The sequence below is a fragment of the Roseateles oligotrophus genome (assembly GCF_014204525.1).
GTDB classification, from domain to species: Bacteria; Pseudomonadota; Gammaproteobacteria; order Burkholderiales; family Burkholderiaceae_C; genus Paucibacter_A; species Paucibacter_A oligotrophus_A.
This window is the reverse complement of the sequence record NZ_JACHLP010000001.1, coordinates 527,976-550,248: the sequence shown is the minus strand read 5'-3', so window position 1 is coordinate 550,248 and position 22,273 is coordinate 527,976. Positions and strand designations below refer to the sequence as shown.

The 22,273-nt window shown below is 64.9% G+C and carries 23 protein-coding genes; 18 read left to right on the top strand and 5 right to left on the bottom strand.

Annotated features, from left to right (window positions below; genetic code table 11):
- The first annotated feature begins 14 nt into the window (after nt 1–14).
- The 11 genes from paaI to HNP55_RS02480 all read left to right on the top strand — a co-directional run bounded on the left by paaI (nt 15) and on the right by HNP55_RS02480 (nt 10,357).
- On the top strand, nt 15–479 hold the full coding sequence (gene paaI / locus HNP55_RS02530; protein WP_184295841.1) for a hydroxyphenylacetyl-CoA thioesterase PaaI: 465 nt from the start codon (nt 15–17) through the stop codon (nt 477–479).
- Between the two features lie 13 nt (nt 480–492).
- Nucleotides 493–1,803, top strand: a complete 1,311-nt coding sequence (gene paaK / locus HNP55_RS02525; RefSeq protein ID WP_184295839.1) for a phenylacetate--CoA ligase PaaK — start codon at nt 493–495, stop codon at nt 1,801–1,803.
- Between the two features lie 21 nt (nt 1,804–1,824).
- Complete coding sequence (gene paaA, locus HNP55_RS02520; protein WP_184295837.1) at nt 1,825–2,826, top strand: 1,2-phenylacetyl-CoA epoxidase subunit PaaA; 1,002 nt, start codon at nt 1,825–1,827, stop codon at nt 2,824–2,826.
- Between the two features lie 18 nt (nt 2,827–2,844).
- Complete coding sequence (gene paaB, locus HNP55_RS02515; RefSeq protein WP_184295835.1) at nt 2,845–3,159, top strand: 1,2-phenylacetyl-CoA epoxidase subunit PaaB; 315 nt, start codon at nt 2,845–2,847, stop codon at nt 3,157–3,159.
- Nucleotides 3,160–3,173: 14 nt separating this feature from the next.
- Nucleotides 3,174–3,974 (top strand): 1,2-phenylacetyl-CoA epoxidase subunit PaaC, encoded by an 801-nt coding sequence (gene paaC / locus HNP55_RS02510; RefSeq protein ID WP_184295833.1) that lies wholly within the window; start codon nt 3,174–3,176, stop codon nt 3,972–3,974.
- On the top strand, nt 3,974–4,495 hold the full coding sequence (gene paaD / locus HNP55_RS02505; protein WP_184295832.1) for a 1,2-phenylacetyl-CoA epoxidase subunit PaaD: 522 nt from the start codon (nt 3,974–3,976) through the stop codon (nt 4,493–4,495). Before paaC ends, paaD begins: the two co-directional genes overlap by 1 nt.
- 16 nt (nt 4,496–4,511) lie before the next feature.
- The gene (gene paaE / locus HNP55_RS02500; protein ID WP_184295830.1) at nt 4,512–5,594 is read left to right on the top strand and encodes a 1,2-phenylacetyl-CoA epoxidase subunit PaaE; all 1,083 of its coding nucleotides are present in this window, start codon (nt 4,512–4,514) and stop codon (nt 5,592–5,594) included.
- A 214-nt stretch (nt 5,595–5,808) separates the two neighbouring features.
- The gene (locus tag HNP55_RS02495) at nt 5,809–6,471 is read left to right on the top strand and encodes a TetR/AcrR family transcriptional regulator (protein ID WP_184295828.1); all 663 of its coding nucleotides are present in this window, start codon (nt 5,809–5,811) and stop codon (nt 6,469–6,471) included.
- A 108-nt stretch (nt 6,472–6,579) separates the two neighbouring features.
- Nucleotides 6,580–7,740, top strand: coding sequence for an ABC transporter substrate-binding protein (locus HNP55_RS02490; RefSeq protein ID WP_184295826.1), 1,161 nt, complete (start codon nt 6,580–6,582; stop codon nt 7,738–7,740).
- Nucleotides 7,741–7,808: 68 nt separating this feature from the next.
- Complete coding sequence (gene paaZ / locus HNP55_RS02485; protein ID WP_184295824.1) at nt 7,809–9,878, top strand: phenylacetic acid degradation bifunctional protein PaaZ; 2,070 nt, start codon at nt 7,809–7,811, stop codon at nt 9,876–9,878.
- On the top strand, nt 9,875–10,357 hold the full coding sequence (locus HNP55_RS02480) for a hypothetical protein (RefSeq protein ID WP_184295822.1): 483 nt from the start codon (nt 9,875–9,877) through the stop codon (nt 10,355–10,357). The genes paaZ and HNP55_RS02480 overlap by 4 nt, the downstream gene beginning before the upstream one ends.
- A 10-nt stretch (nt 10,358–10,367) precedes the next feature.
- Here the strand turns inward: HNP55_RS02480 and HNP55_RS02475 are convergent, their stop codons facing one another.
- Entirely contained in the window at nt 10,368–11,141 is a 774-nt protein-coding gene (locus HNP55_RS02475; protein WP_348648643.1) for a C40 family peptidase, read from the bottom strand.
- Nucleotides 11,142–11,597: 456 nt separating this feature from the next.
- On the opposite strand from HNP55_RS02475, the gene HNP55_RS02470 reads away from it, so the two are divergent.
- Nucleotides 11,598–12,038, top strand: coding sequence for a YidB family protein (locus HNP55_RS02470; protein WP_184295820.1), 441 nt, complete (start codon nt 11,598–11,600; stop codon nt 12,036–12,038).
- Between the two features lie 312 nt (nt 12,039–12,350).
- A complete protein-coding gene (locus HNP55_RS02465) occupies nt 12,351–12,557 on the top strand; it encodes a hypothetical protein (protein ID WP_184295819.1) in 207 nt (68 codons plus the stop codon).
- On the opposite strand, the gene HNP55_RS02460 is transcribed toward HNP55_RS02465, so the two are convergent.
- From HNP55_RS02460 to HNP55_RS02445, 4 genes are all read right to left on the bottom strand, one after another.
- On the bottom strand, nt 12,554–13,402 hold the full coding sequence (locus HNP55_RS02460; RefSeq protein ID WP_184295817.1) for an HAD family hydrolase: 849 nt from the start codon (nt 13,400–13,402) through the stop codon (nt 12,554–12,556). The two genes, HNP55_RS02465 and HNP55_RS02460, sit on opposite strands and share 4 nt — an antisense overlap.
- Nucleotides 13,403–13,475: 73 nt before the next feature.
- Nucleotides 13,476–15,221, bottom strand: coding sequence for a PhoH family protein (locus HNP55_RS02455; protein ID WP_184295815.1), 1,746 nt, complete (start codon nt 15,219–15,221; stop codon nt 13,476–13,478).
- A 302-nt stretch (nt 15,222–15,523) separates the two neighbouring features.
- Nucleotides 15,524–16,006 (bottom strand): peroxiredoxin, encoded by a 483-nt coding sequence (locus HNP55_RS02450; protein WP_184295813.1) that lies wholly within the window; start codon nt 16,004–16,006, stop codon nt 15,524–15,526.
- Nucleotides 16,007–16,168: 162 nt separating this feature from the next.
- Entirely contained in the window at nt 16,169–16,555 is a 387-nt protein-coding gene (locus tag HNP55_RS02445; protein ID WP_184295811.1) for an Mth938-like domain-containing protein, read from the bottom strand.
- A 215-nt stretch (nt 16,556–16,770) separates the two neighbouring features.
- On the opposite strand from HNP55_RS02445, the gene HNP55_RS02440 reads away from it, so the two are divergent.
- The 5 genes from HNP55_RS02440 to HNP55_RS02420 are packed head-to-tail and all read left to right on the top strand — an operon-like array spanning nt 16,771 to nt 22,258.
- Complete coding sequence (locus tag HNP55_RS02440; protein WP_184295809.1) at nt 16,771–17,997, top strand: pyridoxal phosphate-dependent aminotransferase; 1,227 nt, start codon at nt 16,771–16,773, stop codon at nt 17,995–17,997.
- Nucleotides 17,998–18,047: 50 nt separating this feature from the next.
- Entirely contained in the window at nt 18,048–19,358 is a 1,311-nt protein-coding gene (locus tag HNP55_RS02435; RefSeq protein ID WP_184295807.1) for a homoserine dehydrogenase, read from the top strand.
- Complete coding sequence (gene thrC / locus HNP55_RS02430; RefSeq protein WP_184295805.1) at nt 19,355–20,761, top strand: threonine synthase; 1,407 nt, start codon at nt 19,355–19,357, stop codon at nt 20,759–20,761. The genes HNP55_RS02435 and thrC overlap by 4 nt, the downstream gene beginning before the upstream one ends.
- Entirely contained in the window at nt 20,754–22,001 is a 1,248-nt protein-coding gene (glp, locus tag HNP55_RS02425) for a gephyrin-like molybdotransferase Glp (RefSeq protein ID WP_184295803.1), read from the top strand. The genes thrC and glp overlap by 8 nt, the downstream gene beginning before the upstream one ends.
- Nucleotides 22,001–22,258 (top strand): MoaD/ThiS family protein, encoded by a 258-nt coding sequence (locus tag HNP55_RS02420; RefSeq protein ID WP_221439427.1) that lies wholly within the window; start codon nt 22,001–22,003, stop codon nt 22,256–22,258. The genes glp and HNP55_RS02420 overlap by 1 nt, the downstream gene beginning before the upstream one ends.
- Nucleotides 22,259–22,273 lie beyond the last annotated feature (15 nt).

Here is a 22,273-nt window from a genome sequence, read left to right as displayed (position 1 = left end):
GCGAGGCCAGAGCCATGAATGCACAAGAGATTGCCGAAGCGGTCAGGGACGGCATGTTTGCCAACGACCGCGCGTCCAAGGGCCTGGGCATGGAGATCCTGGCCATCGCGCCCGGCTCGGCCACCCTGGCCATGACGGTGACCGAGCCCATGCTCAATGGCTTCGACATCTGCCACGGCGGCTTCATCACCACATTGGCCGACTCGGCCTTTGCCTTCGCCTGCAACTCCTACAACGAGTTGACGGTGGCCTCGGGCTTTGCCATTGACATCGTGGCACCGTCCCGCTTGGGAGATCGGCTCAAAGCCGTTGCCCACGAGGTGTCGCTGGCCGGACGTACCGGCGTCTACGACATCACCATCACCAACCAAGTCGATGAGCTGGTGGCCGTGTTCCGCGGCAAGTCCTATCGCATCAAGGGCAAGCCCGTGGTGCTCTTGCCCCTGCCTGCCGCTGAAACCGCCGATCCGGCCGTCTGAGGACCCCTTGCATATGAGCGCGAAGATTCCTGCCCCCGGTGAGCTTGAGGCCATCGAGACCGCCAGCCCTGACGAGCTGCAAGCCCTGCAGCTGCAGCGCCTGCGCTGGACCCTGAACCATGCCTACGAGAATGTGCCGCATTACAAGGCCGCTTTCGACGCCAAGGGCGTGCACCCCAGCGACCTGAAGAGCCTGGCCGATCTGCGCCATTTCCCCTTCACCAGCAAGACCGACCTGCGCGACAACTACCCCTTCGGCCTGTTCGCCGTGCCGCAAAACCAGGTCGCGCGCATCCATGCGTCCTCGGGCACCACCGGCAAGCCCACCGTCGTGGGCTACACGGCCAAGGACATCGACACCTGGGCGAACCTGGTGGCGCGCTCCATCCGCGCCGCCGGTGGCCGGGCCGGCGACATCATCCACATCGCCTACGGCTATGGCCTCTTCACCGGCGGCCTGGGCGCGCACTACGGTGCCGAACGCCTGGGTTGTACGGTGATTCCCATGTCGGGCGGCCAGACCGAGAAGCAGGTGCAGCTGATCCAGGACTTCAAGCCCAAGATCATCATGGTCACGCCCAGCTATATGCAGGTGATCATCGAGGAGTTCGCCCGCCAGGGCCTGGACGCGCGTGAGTCCAGCCTGAAGATAGGCATCTTCGGCGCCGAGCCCTGGACCGAGGCCATGCGGCGTGATATCGAGGGCAAGGCCGGCATCGATGCGGTGGACATCTACGGCCTCTCCGAGGTGATGGGCCCCGGCGTGGCCAGCGAATGCGTGGAGAGCAAGGACGGCCCGGTGATCTGGGAAGACCATTTCTACCCCGAGATCATCAACCCCGAAACCGGCGAGGTGCTGCCCGACGGTGAGGAGGGCGAGCTGGTCTTCACCTCGCTGAGCAAGGAGGCCCTGCCCATCATCCGCTACCGCACCCGCGACCTGACGCGCCTGCTGCCGCCTACGTCGCGCAGCATGCGGCGCATGGGCAAGATCGTCGGCCGCAGCGATGACATGCTGATCATCCGCGGCGTCAATCTATTCCCCACCCAGATCGAGGAGCTGGTGCTGCAGGAGCCGCAGCTCTCGGGCCAGTACCAGATCGTGGTCTCGCGCGAGGGCCCGCTGGATGCGGTGGTCGTGCGCTGCGAGCTGCAGCAGGTGGCGGTCGGTCAGGCCGATGTGGGGGCCATCGCCAAGTCCTTGCAGCACCGCATCAAGACCCTGGTGGGCGTGTCCACCCGGGTCGAGATCGGCGCGCCCGACTCCATCGAGCGCACCCTGGTGGGCAAGGCCCGCCGCGTCGTGGATCAGCGTCCACGCTAAGAATTTTCAAACGGAGCAGTCATGTACACCCAAGCCATGAGCGTCGGCCCACAAGATGTGGCCGCCAAGGTCAAGAGCGCCGAGCAAGCCCACAAGGAAGCCGCCTTCGAAGCCCGCATCGATGCCGGCGACTTCATCGAAGCCAAAGACTGGATGCCCGAGCATTACCGCAAGACCCTGGTGCGCCAGATCAGCCAGCATGCGCATTCCGAGATCGTCGGCATGCTGCCCGAGGGCAACTGGATCACCCGCGCGCCCACGCTCAAGCGCAAGGCCATCCTGCTGGCCAAGGTGCAGGACGAGGGCGGCCACGGCCTCTACCTCTATTCCGCCGCCGAGACCCTGGGCACCAGCCGCGACCAGATGCTGGACGCCCTGCACAGCGGTAAAGCCAAGTACAGCTCCATCTTCAACTACCCCACGCTGAGCTGGGCCGATATCGGCGTGATCGGCTGGCTGGTCGACGGCGCGGCCATCATGAACCAGGTGCCGCTGTGCCGCTGCTCCTACGCCCCCTATGCCCGCGCCATGATCCGCGTCTGCCGCGAAGAAAGCTTCCACCAACGTCAGGGTTATGAGTCCTTGCTGGTGATGATGCGGGACGGCACGCCCGAGCAAAAAGCCATGGTGCAGGACGCGGTGAACCGCTGGTGGTGGCCCTCGCTGATGATGTTCGGCCCGGCCGACAAGGATTCGCCCAACTCCGAGCAAAGCATGCGCTGGGGCATCAAGCGCATCTCCAACGACGATTTGCGCCAGAAGTTCGTGGACGCCACCATTCCCCAGGCCGAACTGCTGGGCATCACGGTGCCGGACCCGGCACTGCGCTGGAACGCCGAGCGTGAGAGTTATGACTTCGGCGCCATCGATTGGGCCGAGTTCTGGCGCGTGGTGGGCGGCGACGGCCCCTGCAACCGCGAGCGCCTGGCCGCCCGCGTCAAGGCCTGGGACGAAGGCGCCTGGGTGCGCGAAGCCGCCCTGGCCCATGCCAAGAAACAAGCGACCCGGCCCCAAGCGGCCTAAGCCAAGGAAAGAAACATCATGAGCGATAGCCCCAAAACCCTGCCCAGCACCCAGAACGAATGGCCTTTGTGGGAGGTGTTTGTGCGCAGCAAGGCCGGCCTGGACCACAAGCATTGCGGCAGCCTGCACGCCCCCGACGCCAAGATGGCCGTGCAGATGGCGCGTGAGGTCTACACCCGCCGCCAGGAAGGCAGCAGCATCTGGGTCGTTCTGTCCAGCCAGATCGTGGCCTCGGACCCGGGTGAGAAGGGCATGTACTTCGACCCCATGGAAGACAAGGTCTACCGCCACCCCACGTTCTACGAGCTCCCCGAGTCCGTGAACCATATGTGATCGGAAGCCTGTCTATGTCTACCGCTTCGATCAAAGTCGGCAACAAGGCCGATGTTCACTACCTGCTGCGCGTGGCCGATGCCTGCCTGATCCTCTCCCAGCGCCTGGGCGAGTGGTGCGGCCACGGGCCGATTCTTGAAGAAGACCTGGCGCTCTCAAACATGGCGCTGGACCTGGTGGGCCAGGCGCGCGGTCTGCTGACCCGTGCCGGCCAGCTGGACGGCCAGGGCCATGACGAGGACCAACTGGCCTTTCTGCGCGATGAGCGACAGTACTTCAACCCCGTGCTGATGGAGCTGCCGAACAGTGCCAGCGGCAACAGCCAGCCGGGCGATTTCGCCCTGACCCAGCTGCGCAATTTCGCCGTGGCCACCTGGCTGCAGCTGCTGTGGCATGAGCTGCAAAGCTCCAGCGATGCCGAGGTGGCCGCCATCGCCGCCAAGGCCGTCAAGGAAGCGCGTTACCACCAGCAGCACGCCGCCGACTGGGTCGTGCGCCTGGGCGACGGCACGGACGAGTCCGCCGCCAGGATGCGCGCGGCCCTGGCCCTGCTCTGGCCTTATTTCAACGAGCTGTTTGCCGACGACGCCGTCAGCGCCGCCGCCGCGGCCCAGGGCCTGGGCCCGCAATGGTCAACGTTGCAGCCGCAGTGGCAGGCGCAGATGAACGAGATCCTGGCCGAGGCCGGCTTGTCCTTGCCTAAGCCCAGCGCCTACGTGCCCTCGGGTCGGCTGGGCATACATAGCGAGCATATGGGCCATCTGCTGGCCGAGATGCAGTATCTGCAGCGCGCTTACCCGGGCGGCAAGTGGTGATGAACCCCCAGCCGTCCTCGTCCGCCTGCGGCCGCCTGGAAGCGGCCTGGGAGGTCTTGCGCCAGATCCCCGACCCCGAGGTGCCGGTGATCTCGCTGTGGGAGTTGGGCATTGTGCGGGACCTGCGCGAAACCGCGGGCGGCCTGGAGGTGGTGCTGACGCCCACTTACAGCGGCTGCCCGGCCACCGAGCTGATCCAGGACGATGTGCGCGCCGCCCTGGCACGCTTCGGCACGGTCGAGGTGATTCTGCAAAGAGCACCGGCCTGGACGACGGACTGGATCAGCGAGGCCGGCCGCGAGAAGCTGCGCGCCTATGGCATCGCGCCACCCGGCCGAGTGCTGGACAGCGGCGCCCAGCCCATCCGTCTGGTGCACCGCGCGTCATTGAGCAAGCTGGCCTGCCCGCGCTGCGGCAGCGCGAACACCGAGAAGCTCTCGGCCTTTGGCTCCACGGCCTGCAAGGCGCTGTACCGCTGCCTGGCCTGCCGCGAGCCCTTTGAATATTTCAAACCCATTTAAGAGAACAGGCGCTTTCATGAGTCTGCATTTCCATCCCCTGACCGTTAAGGCTGTGACGGCGGATACCGACGAGAGCGTCGTCGTCAGCTTCGAGGTCCCGGCCGAACAGCGCGAGGCCTTCCGCTTTACCCAGGGGCAATACCTGACCCTGCGCCACGAAGTGGGCGGCCAGGATCTGCGCCGCTCCTATTCCATCTGCGCCGGTGTGGACGATGGCGAGCTGCGTGTCGGTGTGCGCAAGGTCGAAGGCGGCGCCTTCTCCAGCTGGGTTCATGGTGCGCTCAAGGCCGGCGATGTGATCGAGAGCTATCCGCCCCAGGGCCGTTTTTGCCCGGTGGCCCTGGAGCCCGCCAGCGAGCGGCATTATGTGGGCATTGCGGCGGGCTCGGGCATCACGCCCATCCTGTCCATCATGAAGTCGGTGTTGGCGCGCGAGCCTAAGAGCCGATTTACGCTGATCTACGGCAATCGCCGCCCGGCCTCGACCATGTTCAAGGAAGAGATCGAGGACCTGAAGAATCAGTACATGACGCGCCTGTCCCTGCACCATGTGTTCTCGCGCGAGCAGGTCGATTCGCCCCTGCTGGCCGGCCGCCTGGACCAGGCCAAGATCGGCGAATTCCTGCGCAGCGTCCTGCCCGTGGCCGGCATAGCCCATGCCTTCGTCTGCGGCCCCTTCGAGATGAATGAGGCGGTGGAGCAGGCCTTGCGCGGGGCCGGCCTGGCCGAGGATCGCATCCATGTCGAACGTTTCGGCACGCCCGAGATGCAGAGCGGCAAGCCCGCGCCCCATGCGGTGCTGGCGGGCGATGCCGATGCGGCCAAGGTGAAAGTGATACGCGACGGCATCAGCCGCGAGATCGAGTTCACCAAGCAGGACGCCAGCCTGCTGGACGCCGCCGCCCGCGCCGGCATGGACGTGCCTTTTTCCTGCAAGAGCGGGGTCTGCTCGACCTGCCGCTGCAAGCTGCTGGAAGGCGAGGTGCGCATGGACAAGAACTTCGCGCTGGACAAGCACGAGCTGGCGGCCGGCTTCATCCTCAGCTGCCAGGCCCATGCCTTGACGCCGCGCGTGGTCATCTCTTTCGACGAACGCTAAGGCAACGCTGAATAAGTCCCCGTGATGCGGCGAGCCTCGATTCGGGATGGCCAACAAGGCGCAAACCGCAGCCATAGCCCCAGCTATGGCGAGGATTTGCAACGCCGTTGGACGCCCGAAGCGAGGATGCGCTGCGCACGAGGGACTTGTTCAGCGTTGCCTTAAGCTTGGGGCACACTGGCGGCCCATCAGCAAACGACGAGAAAAGAACAGCATGGCCAGAGGACGCGCCCCGGGATTCGAAAATCAGCGAGAAGAAATTCTGGCCGCCGCGGCGCGCCTGTTCGCCCACCAGGGCTATGCCGGCACCTCGATGAATGCGGTGGCCGAGGCCTGTGAGGTCTCCAAGCCCACGCTCTACCACTATGTGAAGGACAAGCAGGAACTGCTGGCCCAGATCTGCGAGACCCATGTGCAAGGCCTGGCGCGTCTGGTGGACGAGGTGAAGGCGCAGCAGCTGGCACCCGAGGCCCATCTGCGGGCCTTGATCAATCGCTTTGTGCAGAGTTATGGCGAGGCGCAGAACCAGCACCGGGTGCTGACCGAGGATGTGAAGTTCCTGGGCGAGGCCCATCAGCAGCGCCTGCTGCTGATCGAACGCCAGGTGGTGGGTGCTTTTGCCGACGCGGTGGCGACCCTGCGGCCCGAGCTGCAGGCGGCCAAGCTGCACAAGCCCCTGACCATGCTCTTGTTCGGCATGATCAACTGGACCTTCACCTGGCTCAAGCCCGATGGTGATCTGAGTTACGAGGATATGGCGCCCATGGTGGCCGATTTGTTTTTTGGCGGCCTCGGCGCCGTGAGCGCCCAGGCTGCGAGCCCGGCGCGCAAGGCCCGGCCCAGGGCTGCCGCAGCAGCAAGCTTGCAGAAGGCTTGAGGCTTCAAGATCAGGGGCGGCGGCAGGATTTTCGGGCCGCCGGTATTTATTGGGTCAGTCAGTCGGTTGCTTAGTGAATTCAATATTTCTAGACAGGAGACAAGCGCAATGAAACTCAAGAACTTGACGAAGAAGTCTTTGCTGGTTTTGGCCCTGGGCGCCAGCCTGGTGGCCGCGGCCCGGGCCGATATCAATGTGGGCGTGACCGTCTCGGCCACCGGCCCGGCCGCCTCGCTGGGCATCCCCGAGAAGAACACCATAGGCCTGATGCCCAGCACCATCGCGGGGCAGAAGATCAATTACATCGTGCTGGACGATGCCTCGGACACCACGGCCGCCGTCTCCAACACCCGTAAGCTGATCAGCGAGCACAAGGTCGATGTGGTCATCGGTTCCACCGTGACGCCCAATTCCCTGGCCATGATCGATGCCGTGGTGGAGGGCAGCACGCCGATGATCTCCATGGCGGCCTCGGCCCGCATCGTCGAGCCGGTGGACAACAAGAAGCGCTGGGTCTTCAAGACCCCGCAGAACGACATCATGATGGCCCTGGCCATCGTCCAGCACATGGCCGCGGCCGGGGTCAAGACGGCCGGCTTCATCGGCTTTGCCGATGCCTACGGCGAAGGCTGGTTTGCCGAGTTCAGCAAGATCGCCGCCATCAAGGGCGTGCAGATCGCGGCCTCGGAGCGCTATAACCGCACCGACACCTCGGTCACCGGCCAGGTGCTCAAGGTCTTGGCGGCCAAGCCCGATGCGGTCTTGATCGGCGGCTCCGGCACGCCGGCCGTGCTGCCGCAGAAGACGCTGAAGGAGCGCGGCTACACCGGCAAGTTCTACCAGACCCATGGCGTGGCCAATAACGACTTCCTGCGTGTGGGCGGCAAGGATGTGGAAGGCACCTTCCTGCCCGCCGGCCCGGTGCTGGTGGCGACCCAGCTGCCGGCCGACCACCCGGCCCGCAAGAGCGCGCTGGACTACACGGCCAAGTACGAGGCCGCCTTCGGCAAGGGCAATGTGTCCACCTTCGGCGGCCATGCCTGGGACGCCGGCCTGCTGCTGCAAGCCGCCGTGCCCGTCGCGCTGAAGAAGGCCCAGCCCGGCACGCCCGCCTTCCGCGCCGCCCTGCGCGATGCGCTGGAGGGCGTCAAGGAGCTGCCCGGTGCCCACGGCGTGTTCACGATGTCGCCGACCGACCATCTGGGCCTGGACCAGCGCGCCCGCGTGATGGTCAAGATCGAAAAAGGCGCCTGGAAATTTCAGCCTTGATTGCTGAGGGCGCGCAGCGCGGCTGCGCGCCCGCGCAATTCCTAACTATTCTTTTGTAGAGACCCGCCATGAGCGCCACCCCTCCCATTCTTCAAAGCCTGATCGCCGACCGCTGGGTCGGCGCCCAAGCCGCGCGTGCCCTGCACAGCGCCATCAACGGCCACGCGGTGGCGCTCACCCATGCGGACGAGATCGATTTCGGCGAGAGCCTGGCCTATGCCCGGGGCCAGGCCTTGCCCGCGCTGCTGAAGCTGGACTTCCAGCAGCGCGCCGCCATCCTGAAGGCCTTGGCCACCTTTTTGCTGGAACGCAAGGAGGGGCTGTACGCCATCTCCGCCCATACCGGCGGCACGCGCAGCGACAACTGGATCGATATCGAAGGCGGCATCGGCACCTTGTTCGCGTATGCGAGCATGGGCCGGCGCGAGCTGCCCTCCAGCAATGTTTTCCACGAAGGCCCGGCCATCCCGCTGAGCAAGGAGGGGCAGTTCATAGGCTCCCACATCCTCGCCCCCAAGCGCGGCGTGGCGGTGCATATCAATGCCTTCAACTTCCCGATGTGGGGCATGCTGGAAAAATTCGCGCCCAGCTTCCTGGCCGGTATGCCTTGCATCGTCAAACCCGCCACCGCCACCTCCTTCGTGGCCGAGGCCTGTGTGCGCCTGATCCATGAGAGCGGCCTGCTGCCGGCCGGCAGCCTGCAGTTGATCGTTGGCGGCTCGGGCGATCTGCTGGACCGGCTGGAGGAGACCGATGTCGTCACCTTCACCGGCTCGGCCGACACCGCCGCCATGCTGCGGGTCAACAAGAATCTGGTGGCCCGCTCCATCCCTTTCAACGGCGAGGCGGACAGCCTGAACTGCGCCATCCTGGCCCCCGATGTGGAGGCCGGTGACCCCGAGTTCGAGCTCTTCATCAAGGAAGTGGCGCGCGAGATGACGGCCAAGACCGGGCAGAAGTGCACGGCCATACGCCGCGCCTTTGTGCCGGCCCGCCATATCGACGCGGTGGCCGAGGCGCTGCGCGCCCGCCTGGCCAAGATCAAGGTCGGCGACCCGGCCGTGGACGGCGTGCGCATGGGCGCCCTGGCCTCCCTGGCCCAGCAGGCCGATGTGGCCGAGCGCGTGGCCTTGCTGAGCGCCGGCAACGAGGTGGTTTACGGCGCCAAGGACGGTTTCGCCCCGGTGGGTGAGGGCGTTAGTGCCGGGGCCTTCTTCGCGCCCACCTTGCTGCTGTGTCGCGATCCCTTTGCCAATCAGCAGGTCCACAATCTGGAGGCCTTCGGCCCGGTGTCCACCCTGATGCCTTACCAGGAGCTGGACGAGGCCCTGAGCCTGGCGGCCAAGGGCCGTGGCAGCCTGGTCGGCTCGGTCGTCACCAAGACTCCGGCGATTGCCGCGCAGGCGGTCTACCACGCCGCGGCCTTCCACGGCCGCATCCTGGTGCTGGACCGCGACGCCGCCAAGGAGTCCACCGGTCACGGCTCGCCCCTGCCTCAGCTCAAGCACGGCGGCCCGGGCCGCGCCGGTGGCGGCGAGGAGCTGGGCGGCATACGCTCGGTCAAACACTATCTGCAGCGCTGCGCGGTGCAGGGCAGCCCCAGCATGCTCAGCGCCATCACCGGCGAATACCAGCGCGGCGCCAAGGTGCAGGAGGATGCCGTCCATCCTTTCCGCAAGCATTTCGAGGAGATCCAGGTCGGCGACTCCCTGCTGACGCATCGCCGCACGGTCAGCGAGGCCGATATCGTCAACTTCGGCGGTGTCTCGGGTGACTACTTTTACATGCACTTTGACGAGGTGGCGGCCAAGGACACGCAGTTCGGCCAGCGCATCGCGCATGGCTATTTCGTGCTGTCTGCCGCGGCAGGCTTGTTTGTCTCGCCCGCGCCGGGCCCGGTGCTGGCCAACTACGGCCTGGACACCTTGCGCTTTGTGAACCCGGTGGCCATCGGCGACACCATCCAGGCCCGCCTGACCTGCAAGCGCCGCATCGACCGTGGCAATCGCCCAGACCAGCCGCCCCAAGGCGTGGTGGCCTGGGACGTGCAGGTGATGAATCAGCGTGGCGAGTTGGTGGCCAGTTATGACATCCTGACCCTGGTGGCCAAGAAGCCTGTGCTACCTTCGCCCCCATGACTTTGATATTGAATCCCGAAGAAAGCTGGACCCAGGGCGATCTGCTATGGCGCGATGAGCGCTGGACCGCCCAGGTCATCAAGAACGAAGACGATGAGGGCTGGGCCGTGGCCATGACCCTGGCCGGTGAACAGGAGCCCGCCCTGGTGGGCCCCTGGACCATGGGCCGCGACAAGAAGAACCCCAAGCCGCTATCGGCCCCGGCCTTCCACACCTTGGTCAAAACGGCCTCCGAGGTCTTGCGCCGGCACGAGCAGCAATTGCACGCTCGCCTGCACAAAAACCTCAGAATCGATTGCGCCCAGGGCCGGGTCCAGGTCCTGCTGGACATCGTGCCCGATGAAGATAACCCCTATGCCACCCTGACCGCCAAGGATGCCGCCGGTGAGGTGATAGGCCAGCTCAAGGTGGAGGCCGGCTTCAAGCTCAACGAGGCCTCGGCCCTGGCCTGGGCGGAGCGGGATTTCCTGCGCGTTTGAGCGAGGGGCTTTAGTCGCCGCCGACGCCGGCGTTTTTCAGATCGGCGCGGCGCGCGCCGGTGAAGCGCTTGGACCAATAGGCCTCGCGCATATCCTCCACCCGCACGGCGCCACCGACGCGGGGCGAGTGGATGAATTTGCCTTCGCCCACATAAATGCCCACATGGGAGAAGGTACGGCGCATGGTGTTGAAGAACACCAGGTCGCCGGGCTTGAGCTCTTCCTTCTTGACCTGCAGCAAGCTGGGCATCTTGGCCTGTTCGTCGGCCCGGCGCGGCAGGATCAGGCCCACGCTGTTCTCGAAGATGTGGCGGGTGAAGCCGCTGCAGTCGAAACCGGTCTCGGCGCTATTGCCGCCGCGGGTGTAGCGCACGCCCAGAAAGTTCATGGCGGACAGCACCATGTCCGAGGCGCCGTCCCGTACCTGGTTCAGCAGCTTGCTGGATTCACCCTGGGCCTGCGCCAGCAGGCCGCGCTCCTGCAGAAAGCGGCTGACCGGGTCGTTGGCGGTCGCCGCACTTGGCCCGGCTTCCAAGCCGGCCGCGGGCGCCGGGCCGGCATCCGGCGCCTTGGCCTGGACGGGCAGGGCGCTTTCCTGGGCAGGGCTTGGATTCTTGGGTTTGCTGCCGCTACCACTTTGCAACAGGCTTTGGCCCCAGGCGCCGGTCATGGTGCCGGGTGGTGGGGTCTTGCCAGAGGCATTGCTCTGCTGGGCCAGCGCCGCCGTGCCCAGTATTCCCAGCGCGCAAGCCAGCAAGACCGGCCGGGCGAAACCCGACCCCACGCGGCCCGTGGGCTTGCATGAAGAAGGTGTTGTTTGAGGGAGCTGGGGGCGGGCGTCGAGCATAGGTTCGGCGCGCAGCTTAGGGGGCGGCTGTCGAGAGTGTCAAGCAATGTGGCGATGACCAAGGGAAAGTCCGAAAGGATTGCCCGCCCAGGTCGTGATTCGCATCAAAAATACTAGGGTTAGTGCTGATTTGAACACAGGCGGCGGGCCTGGCCGCCGGGTGGCCGACGCAAAACGAGGTGCTTTGTGCATTCCTCGAGCTGTTTTTGTTGCAGATCAAGCGCGAGTTTCCGTGTTTTGCCTGGAGTTCCCAGCGTTTGCCGTCTGCCAGCCTTTGCCTGCCGACGGATGGTGGTTTTGGCTTGTCCCACCTTTTGTCACCTTTGGGAACGCTTGCTGACCCACAATGGCGGGCGGTGAATCGCACCGCTTTTGCATTCAAGGGGTTTGACCATGGGTTTGATGGATTCTTTGCTGGGTGCTGCCCAACAGGCTTTGGCCGGTGGCCAGGGGGCCGCAGGGCAGGCGGGCGGCGTGGATTGGATCAGCCTGGCATCGGGCCTGCTGGCCAATGGTTCGCAGCATGGGGGCTTGGCAGGCCTCTTGCAGCAGCTGCAGGGCTCGGGCCTGGCCGAGCAGGTGCAGAGTTGGATCTCCACCGGCGCAAATCTGCCGGTCTCGGGCGACCAGCTGAGCTCGGCCCTGGGCTCGGATGTGATTGGCAAGCTGGCCGCTCAGGCCGGTGTCTCGCAGGGTGAGGTGGGTGCGCAACTGGCTCAATGGCTGCCGCAAATCATCGATCACCTGACCCCCAACGGCCAAGTGCCGCAGGGTGGCGCGGGCAATCTGGGTGATTTGGCCGGCATGCTGGGTGGCTTGCTCAAGCAGGGTTGAGGCGATGACGGGCTCGCGGCACTGTTTGGGGTGGTTTGAGCTGTCCCAGGATTCCGTGACGGGATGACCCTTGCCGGCAGGCTGCGGCGATGCCAATTTCAAAAGCCCTGGGGCTCGCGCCCGCAGGGCTTTTTTACGGGATTTTCATGGGGGAAGTGGCGGCCGGAGGCGGCGTTTATCGGGCTCCAAGGCTGTAGGCGCCACGCTGTTTTGTGGCCCGAGCTTGGCCGGCCGCCCGGCATTCGCGGGGTTGCCGTCGCCCGCCAAGCGTTGAAGATGGGCGCCACAGCCTTTACTCATTTGGAGTGAACCATGAACTCCCAAAGTCCCGACGCCCAGCCGCAAGTGCCCTATGCCCATGTTGTCGAAGGCCTGCATGCCTTGCGCGACAAATTGGTGGAAATGTCTCTGCTCTTGCGTGACTACCAGTTCGAGGTCGACGCGGCGGCCTGCAAGGCCGCCGTCGCGGAAAGTGATCAGCTTCTCGGCCGGATCAAGGCGACAGGGCGGGACAATTAGCGCTTGCCGCGGCCCTGCCAGTCCGCGGTGATGAAGCGCAGCACGCTGTCCTCGTGGTGCTGTCCGATGACTTGATGGGCCTCGCGCTTGACCGCCGGGATGGCGTTCTCCACCGCAATGCCGCGATGCGCGGCACGCAGCATCTTGATGTCGTTGACGTGGTCGCCGAAGACGACCACTTCTCTGTCTTCCAGCCCATAGCGCTGGGCCAGGGTCTTGATGCCCTGGTCTTTGGTGGCGCGCCTATCGTGCACGGTCAGCCAGGGCCAGCCGGGTTTGTAGAGGTCTTCGGCCAGATGGGTCTCCACCCGGTCTCCGCACAGCTCGTCAATGGCCGTTTGCAGCGCGGCCAAGGGCTCTTCGCGGTCCACCACCACCAGGGTCACGGCCGGGTCACGCAACTCGTCCTGCATGCGCGGGCTGTGGCGCAGGCGAGGGTCGGCATTGCGCAGGCGTTCGTCCACAAAGCTCTGCTGGGCCTCGTTGTGTACCGACTGGTAGAAGAGTTGGTCGCCCAAGGCGCCATGGGTGGAGACGAAGGGCATCAGGCCGTGCTGGCGGATCAGGGCGAACACGGCCTGGGCCAGATCGGGCTCGATGGCATGGACGATCTCGTGCCGGGCGCTGGCCATATCGCTGATATAGGCACCGTTGGAGCCGATGACGGGCAGGCGCAGCGGCAGATCGCCCAGGATCTGCCGAATGGAAGTCACATGGCGGGCGCTGGCCACGGTGAACAGCAAGCCCTCGTCCAGCAGCCGGGTCAGGCCCTGGCGGGTGCTGTCCGCAAGGCGGCCTTGGGCGTCCAGCAGGGTGCCGTCGAGATCGGAGACGTAAAGCGTCATGGGCGTTGTGAGCAGGGGAAAGAAAAGGGCGGCTCTTGGCCGCCCTCGTTATTTTGCCCCGTGGGGCATTGGATCAAAGGACTTCCGAGGCGAAGTCCGCCAGGCGCGAGCGCTCGCCACGGGCCAGGGTGATGTGGCCGCTGTGGGCCCAGCCCTTGAAGCGATCGACCGCATAGGTCAGGCCCGAGCTGCCTTCGGTCAGGTAGGGCGTGTCGATCTGGGCCAGATTGCCCAGGCAGACGATCTTGGTGCCAGGGCCGGCACGGGTGATCAAGGTCTTCATCTGCTTGGGCGTCAGGTTTTGCGCCTCGTCGATGATGACGTATTTGTTCAGGAAGGTGCGGCCGCGCATGAAGTTCAGGCTCTTGATCTTGATCTTGCTACGCACCAGGTCATTGGTGGCGGCGCGGCCCCATTCGCCGGCGGCGTTGTCGCCACGCGCCAGCACTTCGAGGTTGTCGTCCAGCGCGCCCATCCAGGGGCTCATCTTTTCTTCCTCGGTGCCGGGCAGGAAGCCGATGTCCTCACCTACCGGCACGGTGACGCGGGTGACGATGATTTCAGAGTAGCGGCGCTCGTCCAGCACCTGGGAGAGGCCGGCGGCCAGGGTCAGCAAGGTCTTGCCGGTGCCGGCCGTGCCGGTCAGGGTGACGAAGTCGCAGTCCGGATCCAGCAGCAGATTGAGGGCGAAGTTCTGCTCGCGGTTGCGGGCGGTGACACCCCAGACCGCATGCTTCTGGTTGCCATAGTCCTTCAGGGTGCGCAGCACGGCGGTCTTGCCGGTGATCTCCATCACCTTGGCATAGAGCGGGGCGGTGCCGGGGGCTTCCAGATAGAGCAGCTCGTTCACTAGCAGCGAGGGCACCAGGGGGCCGCTGATGCGATAGAAGGTCAGGCCGCCTTGCTGCCAGCTCTCCATGGTCTTGCCGTGCCGCTCCCAGAAGTCGGCGGGCAGGGCTTGCACGCCGGTGTAGAGCAGGTCGGAGTCTTCCAGGGTCTTGTCATTGCGGTAGTCCTCGGCCGCCAGGCCCAGGGCGCGCGCCTTGATGCGCATATTGATGTCCTTGGACACCAGCACCACCTCGCGCTCGGGTTGTTGCAGCTTCAGGGCCTGGACGACGCCGAGGATCTGGTTGTCCGCCTTGCCCTGGGGCAGGCCGGCGGGCAGGGGGGTGTCGATCAGCTGGGTCTGGAAGAAGAGCTTGCCGCCGGCTTCGCGGTGGCCGGTGTGATCCAACGGCATGCCTTTGGCCATCTCGGCGATGCTGCTGCCCTGCAGGCCGCCGGCCAGGGCATCCAGCTCGCGGCTGACCTGGCGCACATTGCGGGCGACCTCGGTCATACCTTTTTTGTGCCCGTCCAGCTCTTCCAGCGTGATCATGGGCAGGTAGACATCGTGCTCCTCGAAGCGGAACAAGCTCATCGGGTCGTGCATCAGCACATTGGTGTCCAGCACGAAGAGCTTGGGCTTGTCGCCGGCGTGCGCATTCTTCTTGCGGGCCTTGGGCTTGGGCGTGGCGGCTGGAAGCTCGGCCGGCTTGCGTGCCACAACAGCGGGTGCCGGGGCCGGGGCAAAAGTGGTTTGCACGGCCGGGCTGCTGTCCACCGGGTGCGGCGCTGCGCTGCTGGGCTTGGCCGAAGTGGGGGTGCTTGCCTTGATGGGCTGGGCGCTGCTGGATTTTGCGCTGCTCGTCTTGCTGGCCACCTTGGCCGGCGGAGTCTGGCGCTGGCTGCCGGGCTTGCTGACTGCCGGCGTGGTTTCAAAGGCGGAGGTCTCGAGGCGTGCAGCGCGTTTGGTCGGAGCTTTGGGCAGAGGCATGGTGGGCTGTGGTTCGGGTCAGCGGGTGCCAACCTGGAGGTCGAGAGAAGGAAACCCGCGTGCAAAAAGACAAAAGCCGTACAGACAGCTGTACGGCTTTTTGATTTCTTTGGCTTCGCGGCGCTCGGGCATGGGCTCATTATGCACAAAGCGCCGTGGCGCCCCAGGGACTCGCCGGAGCGAGTCTTTCAAGCAACAGCGCGACGGGTCGAGCATAAAAAAAGCCGATCCCGGCCTTGGACCGGATCGGCTTTTGCTACTGTTCAAACTTTGGGTCTGGCACTGCCGACGCAGGGCTGCAATTAAGCGGCTTCCTTTTTGGACAGGGATTTGACGGCCTTCAGCACTTCGTCCACATGGCCGGCGACCTTGATGCCGCGCCATTCGGCACGCAGCACGCCGGAGGCGTCGATCAGGAAGGTGGAGCGTTCGATGCCCTTGACCTTCTTGCCGTACATGATCTTGTTCTTGACCACGCCAAACATATGGCAGAGCTTTTCTTCCGTGTCGGCGATCAGCTCGAAAGGCAGTTCCAGCGTCTGCTTGAACTTTTCGTGCGAGGCCATATTGTCACGGGAGACACCCAACACCACCGCACCGGCTTTGACGAAGTCCTTGTGGCGATCGCGGAACTGCATCGCCTCCGTGGTACATCCTGGCGTGTTGTCCTTTGGGTAGAAGTACAACACCACGGCTTGACCTGAATAGGTATGTGGTGTGAACTTCACGCCTCCGGTGGCGAGGGCTTCAATTTCCGGGAGAGGTTTGTTGAGCGCTGGCGTCATGTGGCGTTATGGGTATGATGCGCCCGGGTAGGCATAGCCGCAGATTATACGTTGAACGGAGAGGCCCTCAGAATTCGCCGCCTAGCGCACGGACTTGGCGTGAACAGGTGCCAACACTCTGCCCCTTTAGGTGATTGACTTTGGCCTGTGACAGGCCTTACTTCAGGCGGCGCCGTCTGATTCGATCAAAAGTGCGGCCAAGACCGTGCGTCCCTCGCTGGCCAGCACGTTGTATGTGCGACAGGCGGCCGCCAAATCCATGGTCTCCACACCGATGCGCGCCTGGATCAGGCTCTGGTAGAGCGCCGGCTTGGCGAAGCGGATGCGGCTGCCGCTGCCAAAGATCACCAATTCCGGCTTGCAGGCCAGCACCTGTTCAAAGTGGGCTTCGGTCAAATCCTCGAAACGGGCCAGTGACCAGGCCTGCACCTCACCGCGCCAGGGCACCAGCAGGCTGGCGCTGTGCTGTGTGCCGTTGACCCAGACATTGCGTCCGTCGTGGCGGGAAATGCTATTGCCGCCTTGCGGCTCATCGAGCTGGAATTTCATGGGTAAAACGCGCCAACTGGCGCTCTCTTCTGGAGGCTGAGGGAGGGCCGATGGCGGCAGGGGCGGCCGGGCCGGGGCTTGGGCCCGCAGCGGGGCCTGCTACCCTGTGATTAAATTGTATGTTTTTGCAGCGCAGCATTGCCGCAGCCCGGTCTTTCTTGCCCCCAGTTCTGCCGGAAAACCGCCTCTTCAGCCCCCGCCCAGGAGTCCATGCTTTGAAACCGATAGCCAAGTCCGCCAAGCTTGCCAATGTCAGCTACGACATTCGTGGACCCGTTCTGGACAAGGCCAGGCAGATGGAGGAAGAGGGCCAGAAGATCATCAAGCTCAATATCGGCAATGTCGCCGCCTTCGGACTGGAGCCGCCCGACGAGATCGTGCAGGACATGATCCGCAATCTGCCCGCCGCGGCCGGCTACACCGACTCCAAGGGCTTGTTCGCCCCGCGCAAGGCGGTGGTGCATTACTGCCAGGAGAAGCAGATCCGCGGCGTCACGATTGACGACGTCTATCTGGGTAACGGCGCATCCGAGCTGATCCAGATGAGCATGCAGGCCTTGCTCAACGACGGTGACGAGCTGCTGATCCCCTCGCCCGACTTCCCGCTCTACACCGCCGTCGTGGGCTTGAGCGGCGGCCGGCCGGTGCATTACCGCTGCGACGAGCAGTCCGGCTGGACGCCGGATATCGAGGACATTCGCGCCAAGATCACGCCGCGCACCCGCGGCATCATCGTCTGCAATCCCAACAACCCCACCGGCGCCCTCTATCCCACCCAGGTCTTGCTGGACATCATCGAGCTGGCCCGCCAGCATCAGCTGATCGTGTTTGCCGACGAGATCTACGACAAGACGCTGTATGACGGCAATATTCACGTCAGCATGGCCAGCCTGGCCGACGACGTTTTGTTCGTCACCTTCAACGGCCTGTCCAAGAATTACCGCTCCTGCGGCTACCGCGCCGGCTGGATGGTGGTCTCGGGCGAGAAGCGCCACGCCAAAGACTATATCGATGGCCTCAATATGCTGGCCAGCCTGCGTCTGTGCTCCAACACGCCGGGCCAGTTGGCCATTCAGACCGCCTTGGGCGGCTATCAAAGCATCAAGGACCTGGTGGCCCCCACGGGTCGCCTGTGCCGCCAGCGCGACCTGGCCTATGACTTGCTGAACCAGATCCCCGGTGTCAGCGTCGTCAAGCCCAAAGCCGCGCTCTATATGTTCCCGCGCCTGGACCCCAAGATCTACCCGATCGAGGACGACCAGCAATTCGCCTACGAATTGCTGGCCGAGGAAAAGGTGTTGATCGTCCAAGGGACGGGCTTCAACTGGACGGCCCCCGATCATTTCCGACTGGTCTTCCTGCCCAATGTGGACGATTTGCGTGAAGCGATCGGCCGCATCGAACGCTTTCTGGCGCATTACCGCAAGCGCCACGGCAGCTGAGTTGGCCGGCTGACCCCTCCACCTGAATTGAACCTTAGAGAAGAATTCCCATGAACGCGATCAAAGTTGGCTTGTTGGGCATAGGCACCGTGGGCAGTGGCACCTTCCATGTGCTGCAGCGCAATCAGGCCGAGATCCGCGGCCGTGCCGGCCGTGGTATCGAGGTCAGCATGGTGTGCCGCCGCGATGTGGCTGCGGCCAGGGCCGTGGTGGGCGATGCGGCTGTCGTGACCGCCGACCCCTATGCCATCATCAACAACCCCGAGATCGATATCGTCGTCGAGACCATTGGCGGCTGCGGCCTGGCTCGTGAATTGGTGCTGGCCGCCATCGCCCAGGGCAAGCATGTGGTGACGGCCAACAAGGCCTTGCTGGCCGTGCATGGCACCGAGATTTTTGAAGCCGCACGCGCCAAGGGCGTGATGGTGGCCTTCGAGGCGGCGGTGGCCGGTGGCATCCCCATCATCAAGGCCTTGCGCGAGGGCCTGACGGCCAACCGCATCGAGTGGATCGCCGGCATCATCAACGGCACGACCAATTTCATCCTGTCTGAGATGAAGGCCAAGGGCCTGGACTTCGACGTGGTGCTGAAGGAAGCCCAGCGCCTGGGCTATGCCGAGGCCGACCCGACCTTTGACATCGAAGGCGTGGACGCCGCCCACAAGCTGACCCTGATGAGCGCCATCGCCTTCGGCGTGCCGGTGCAGTTCGACAAGGCCTATGTGGAAGGCATCACCCAGCTGCAGGCGGCCGACATCAGGTACGCCGAACAACTGGGTTATCGCATCAAGCTGCTGGGCCACACCCGCCGGCGTGAGAATGGCATCGAGCTGCGTGTGCACCCGACCCTGGTGCCCGCCAACCGCCTGATCGCCAATGTGGAGGGCGCCATGAACGCCGTGCTGGTACAGGGCGATGCCGTGGGCACCACGCTTTACTACGGCAAGGGTGCGGGCGCCGAGCCCACCGCCTCGGCCGTGGTGGCCGATCTGGTGGACATCACCCGCCTGGCCACGGCCGACCCCGACCACCGTGTGCCGCACCTGGCCTTCCAGCCCGATGCGATCAGCAATACCCCCATCCTGCCGATGGAAGACGTGATTTCGGGCTACTACCTGCGCATGCGGGTGGCGGACGAGGCGGGCGTGCTCTCGCGCATCACCACCATCCTGGCCGAGCACGATATTTCGATTGACGGCATGCTGCAGCGCGAGTCCGCCGATGGCGAGAAGCAGACCGACCTCATCATCCTGACCCATGAAACCGTGGAAGGCCGCATGAACAAGGCCCTGGCCCAGATGCAAGGCCTGCCCACCGTGCTGGCGCCCATCGTGCGCATCCGCAAGGAAGACCTAGCATGAAGTACATCAGCACCCGCGGCGACCAGACCGAGAGACGCTTCTGCGAAATTCTGCTGGAAGGTTTAGCGCCGGACGGCGGCCTCTACCTCCCGGTCAGCTATCCCAAGATCGACGACGCCACCCTGATTCGCTGGCGCGGCGTGGCCTACGCCGATCTGGCCTTCGAGATCCTGTCGCTGTACATCGACGACATCCCGGCCGAGGACCTGCGCGCCATCACCCGCCGCACTTACACGGCCGAGGTCTTCGGCACGCCCGCGATCACGCCGCTTAAATCGCTCGGTAGCGATCTCTACCTGCAAGCCCTCTCCAACGGCCCGACCCTGGCCTTCAAGGACATGGCCATGCAGCTGCTGGGCCAGCTCTTCGAATACGAGCTGGGCCGGCGCGGCGAGACCCTCAACATCCTGGGCGCCACCTCGGGCGACACCGGCAGCGCGGCCGAATACGCCATGCGCGGCAAGGCCGGCGTGAGCGTCTTCATGCTCAGCCCGCACGGCCGCATGAGCCCCTTCCAGCAGGCGCAGATGTTCAGCCTGCAGGACGCGAATATCCACAATATCGCCATCGAGGGCGTGTTCGACGACTGCCAGGACATCGTCAAGGCCGTCAGCAATGACCTCGAGTTCAAGCGGCAATACAAGATTGGCACGGTCAACTCCATCAACTGGGCCCGTCTGCTGGCCCAGGTGGTCTACTATTTTGCGGGTTACTTCCAGGCCACGCGCTCGAATGAAGAGCAGGTCAGCTTCACCGTGCCCTCGGGCAATTTCGGCAATGTCTGCGCCGGCCATGTGGCCCGCATGATGGGCCTGCCCGTCGCCCAGCTGGTGGTGGCCACCAACGAGAACGATGTGCTGGACGAGTTCTTCCGCAGCGGCGTTTACCGCGTGCGTGGCAGTGCCGAAACGCACGAGACCTCCAGCCCCTCGATGGACATCTCCAAGGCCAGCAATTTCGAGCGCTTTGTCTTCGATCTGCTGGGCCGCGACGGCGCCCGGGTCAAGCAGATGTTTGGCGCGGGCCTGGCCGAGCAGGGTCGTTTCCAGCTGAACGCCGAGCAGTTTGCGGCGATCCAGGGCTATGGCTTTGTCTCGGGTTCCAGCCGCCATGCCGACCGCCTGGCCACGATTCGCCAGGCCTACAAGGACTACGGCCTCATCATCGACACCCACACCGCCGACGGCCTGAAGGTGGCCTTGCAAAACCTGCAGCCCGGCCTGCCCATGTTGGTGTTGGAGACGGCTTTGCCGGCCAAGTTCGCGGCCACCATCGTGGAGGCGATTGGCGTCGAGCCCGCTCGCCCTGCGGGCCTGGAGGCCATCGAGGCCTTGCCCAAGCGCGTGACCGTGATGCCCGTGGACGTGGCCGCCGTGAAGGCTTTTGTGCAAGCCCATGTCTGAAGCACGCTCACCCATGCAGAGTCTGGATGAGGCCTTGGGCCGGCTGCTGGAGGCCGTCCAGCCCTTGGCGCAGACGCAAACCCTGCCCACGCAGGAGGCCCTGGGCCGGGTGTTGGCTGACGAGGTGCGCTCTCTGCTGGACGTGCCACCGGCCGACAACAGCAGCATGGACGGCTATGCCTTGCGCGCCGCCGATGTGAGCGTGGACTGCACGGTCTTGCCGGTGTCGCAGCGGGTGCCCGCCGGCACGGTCGGCCATCCGTTGATGCCGGGCACGGCCGCGCGCATCTTCACCGGCGCGCAGATCCCGCCGGGCGCCGATGTCGTCGTGATGCAGGAGCAATGCGAGGCCCTGCCCGCGGAGCAGGGCCTGGGCCAGGTGCGCGTCAACGCGGCGCCGCAGGCCGGGCAATGGATACGCCGCCGCGGCGAGGATGTGGCCCAGGGCGCCGTCGTCCTGCCCGCCGGTACTCGCCTGGATGCTGCGGCCCTGGGCTTGGCCGCCACCGTGGGTGCAGCGCATTTGACCGTTAGCACTCGGCCCCGCGTGGCCTTGTTCTCCACCGGCGATGAGCTGGTGATGCCCGGCGAACCGCTCAAACCCGGTGCCATCTACAACTCCAACCGCTACACCTTGCGTGCCCTGCTGCAAGGCCTGGGCTGCGAGGTGGTGGATCTGGGCATCGTCCCCGACCGTCTGGACGCCACCCGCGCCGCTCTGCGCGATGCGGCGGCCCGGGCCGATCTCATCATCACCTCGGGCGGTGTCTCGGTCGGCGAGGAAGACCATCTGCGCCCCGCCGTGCAGGCCGAGGGGCGGCTGGACCTCTGGCAGATCGCCATCAAGCCCGGCAAGCCCCTGGCTTTCGGCGAAGTGCGCCGCCCGGCTGCCGGCGAGAAGGCCTGGTTCATCGGCCTGCCGGGCAATCCGGTCTCCAGCCTGGTGACTTTCATGCTGCTGGTGCGGCCGGTGATTCTGCGCCTGCAGGGAGCGAATCAACTGGCGCCACGTGGCTATCGGTTGCGGGCCGATTTCGACTGGCCGCGGGCCGACCGCCGGCGCGAATTCCTGCGCGTGCGCCTGAACGAGCAGGGCGGCCTGGACTTGTTCGCCAACCAAAGCTCGGGCGTGCTCAGCTCGGCCGTCTGGGCCGATGGACTGCTGGACAACCCGGCCGGCCACAGCTTCAGCCGCGGCGAGACCGTGCGCTTCATTCCTTTCAGCGAGTTGCTGTCCTGATGAGTATCCAAATCCAGCTGCGCTATTTCGCCTCTCTGCGCGAACAACTGGGCGCGGGCGAAAGCCTGGTGCTTGAGATGGCCCAGACCGTCGGCCAGGTGCGTGATCTGCTGCTGCAGCGCTCCGAGGCCCACGGCCAGGCCCTGGCGCGCACACGTGCCCTGCGCTGCGCGCTCAATCAGAGCTTGTGCAATGAAGAAACCATGATCTCGGCCGATGCCGAGCTGGCCTTCTTCCCGCCCGTGACGGGCGGCTGAGCTCAAGCAGCTTTC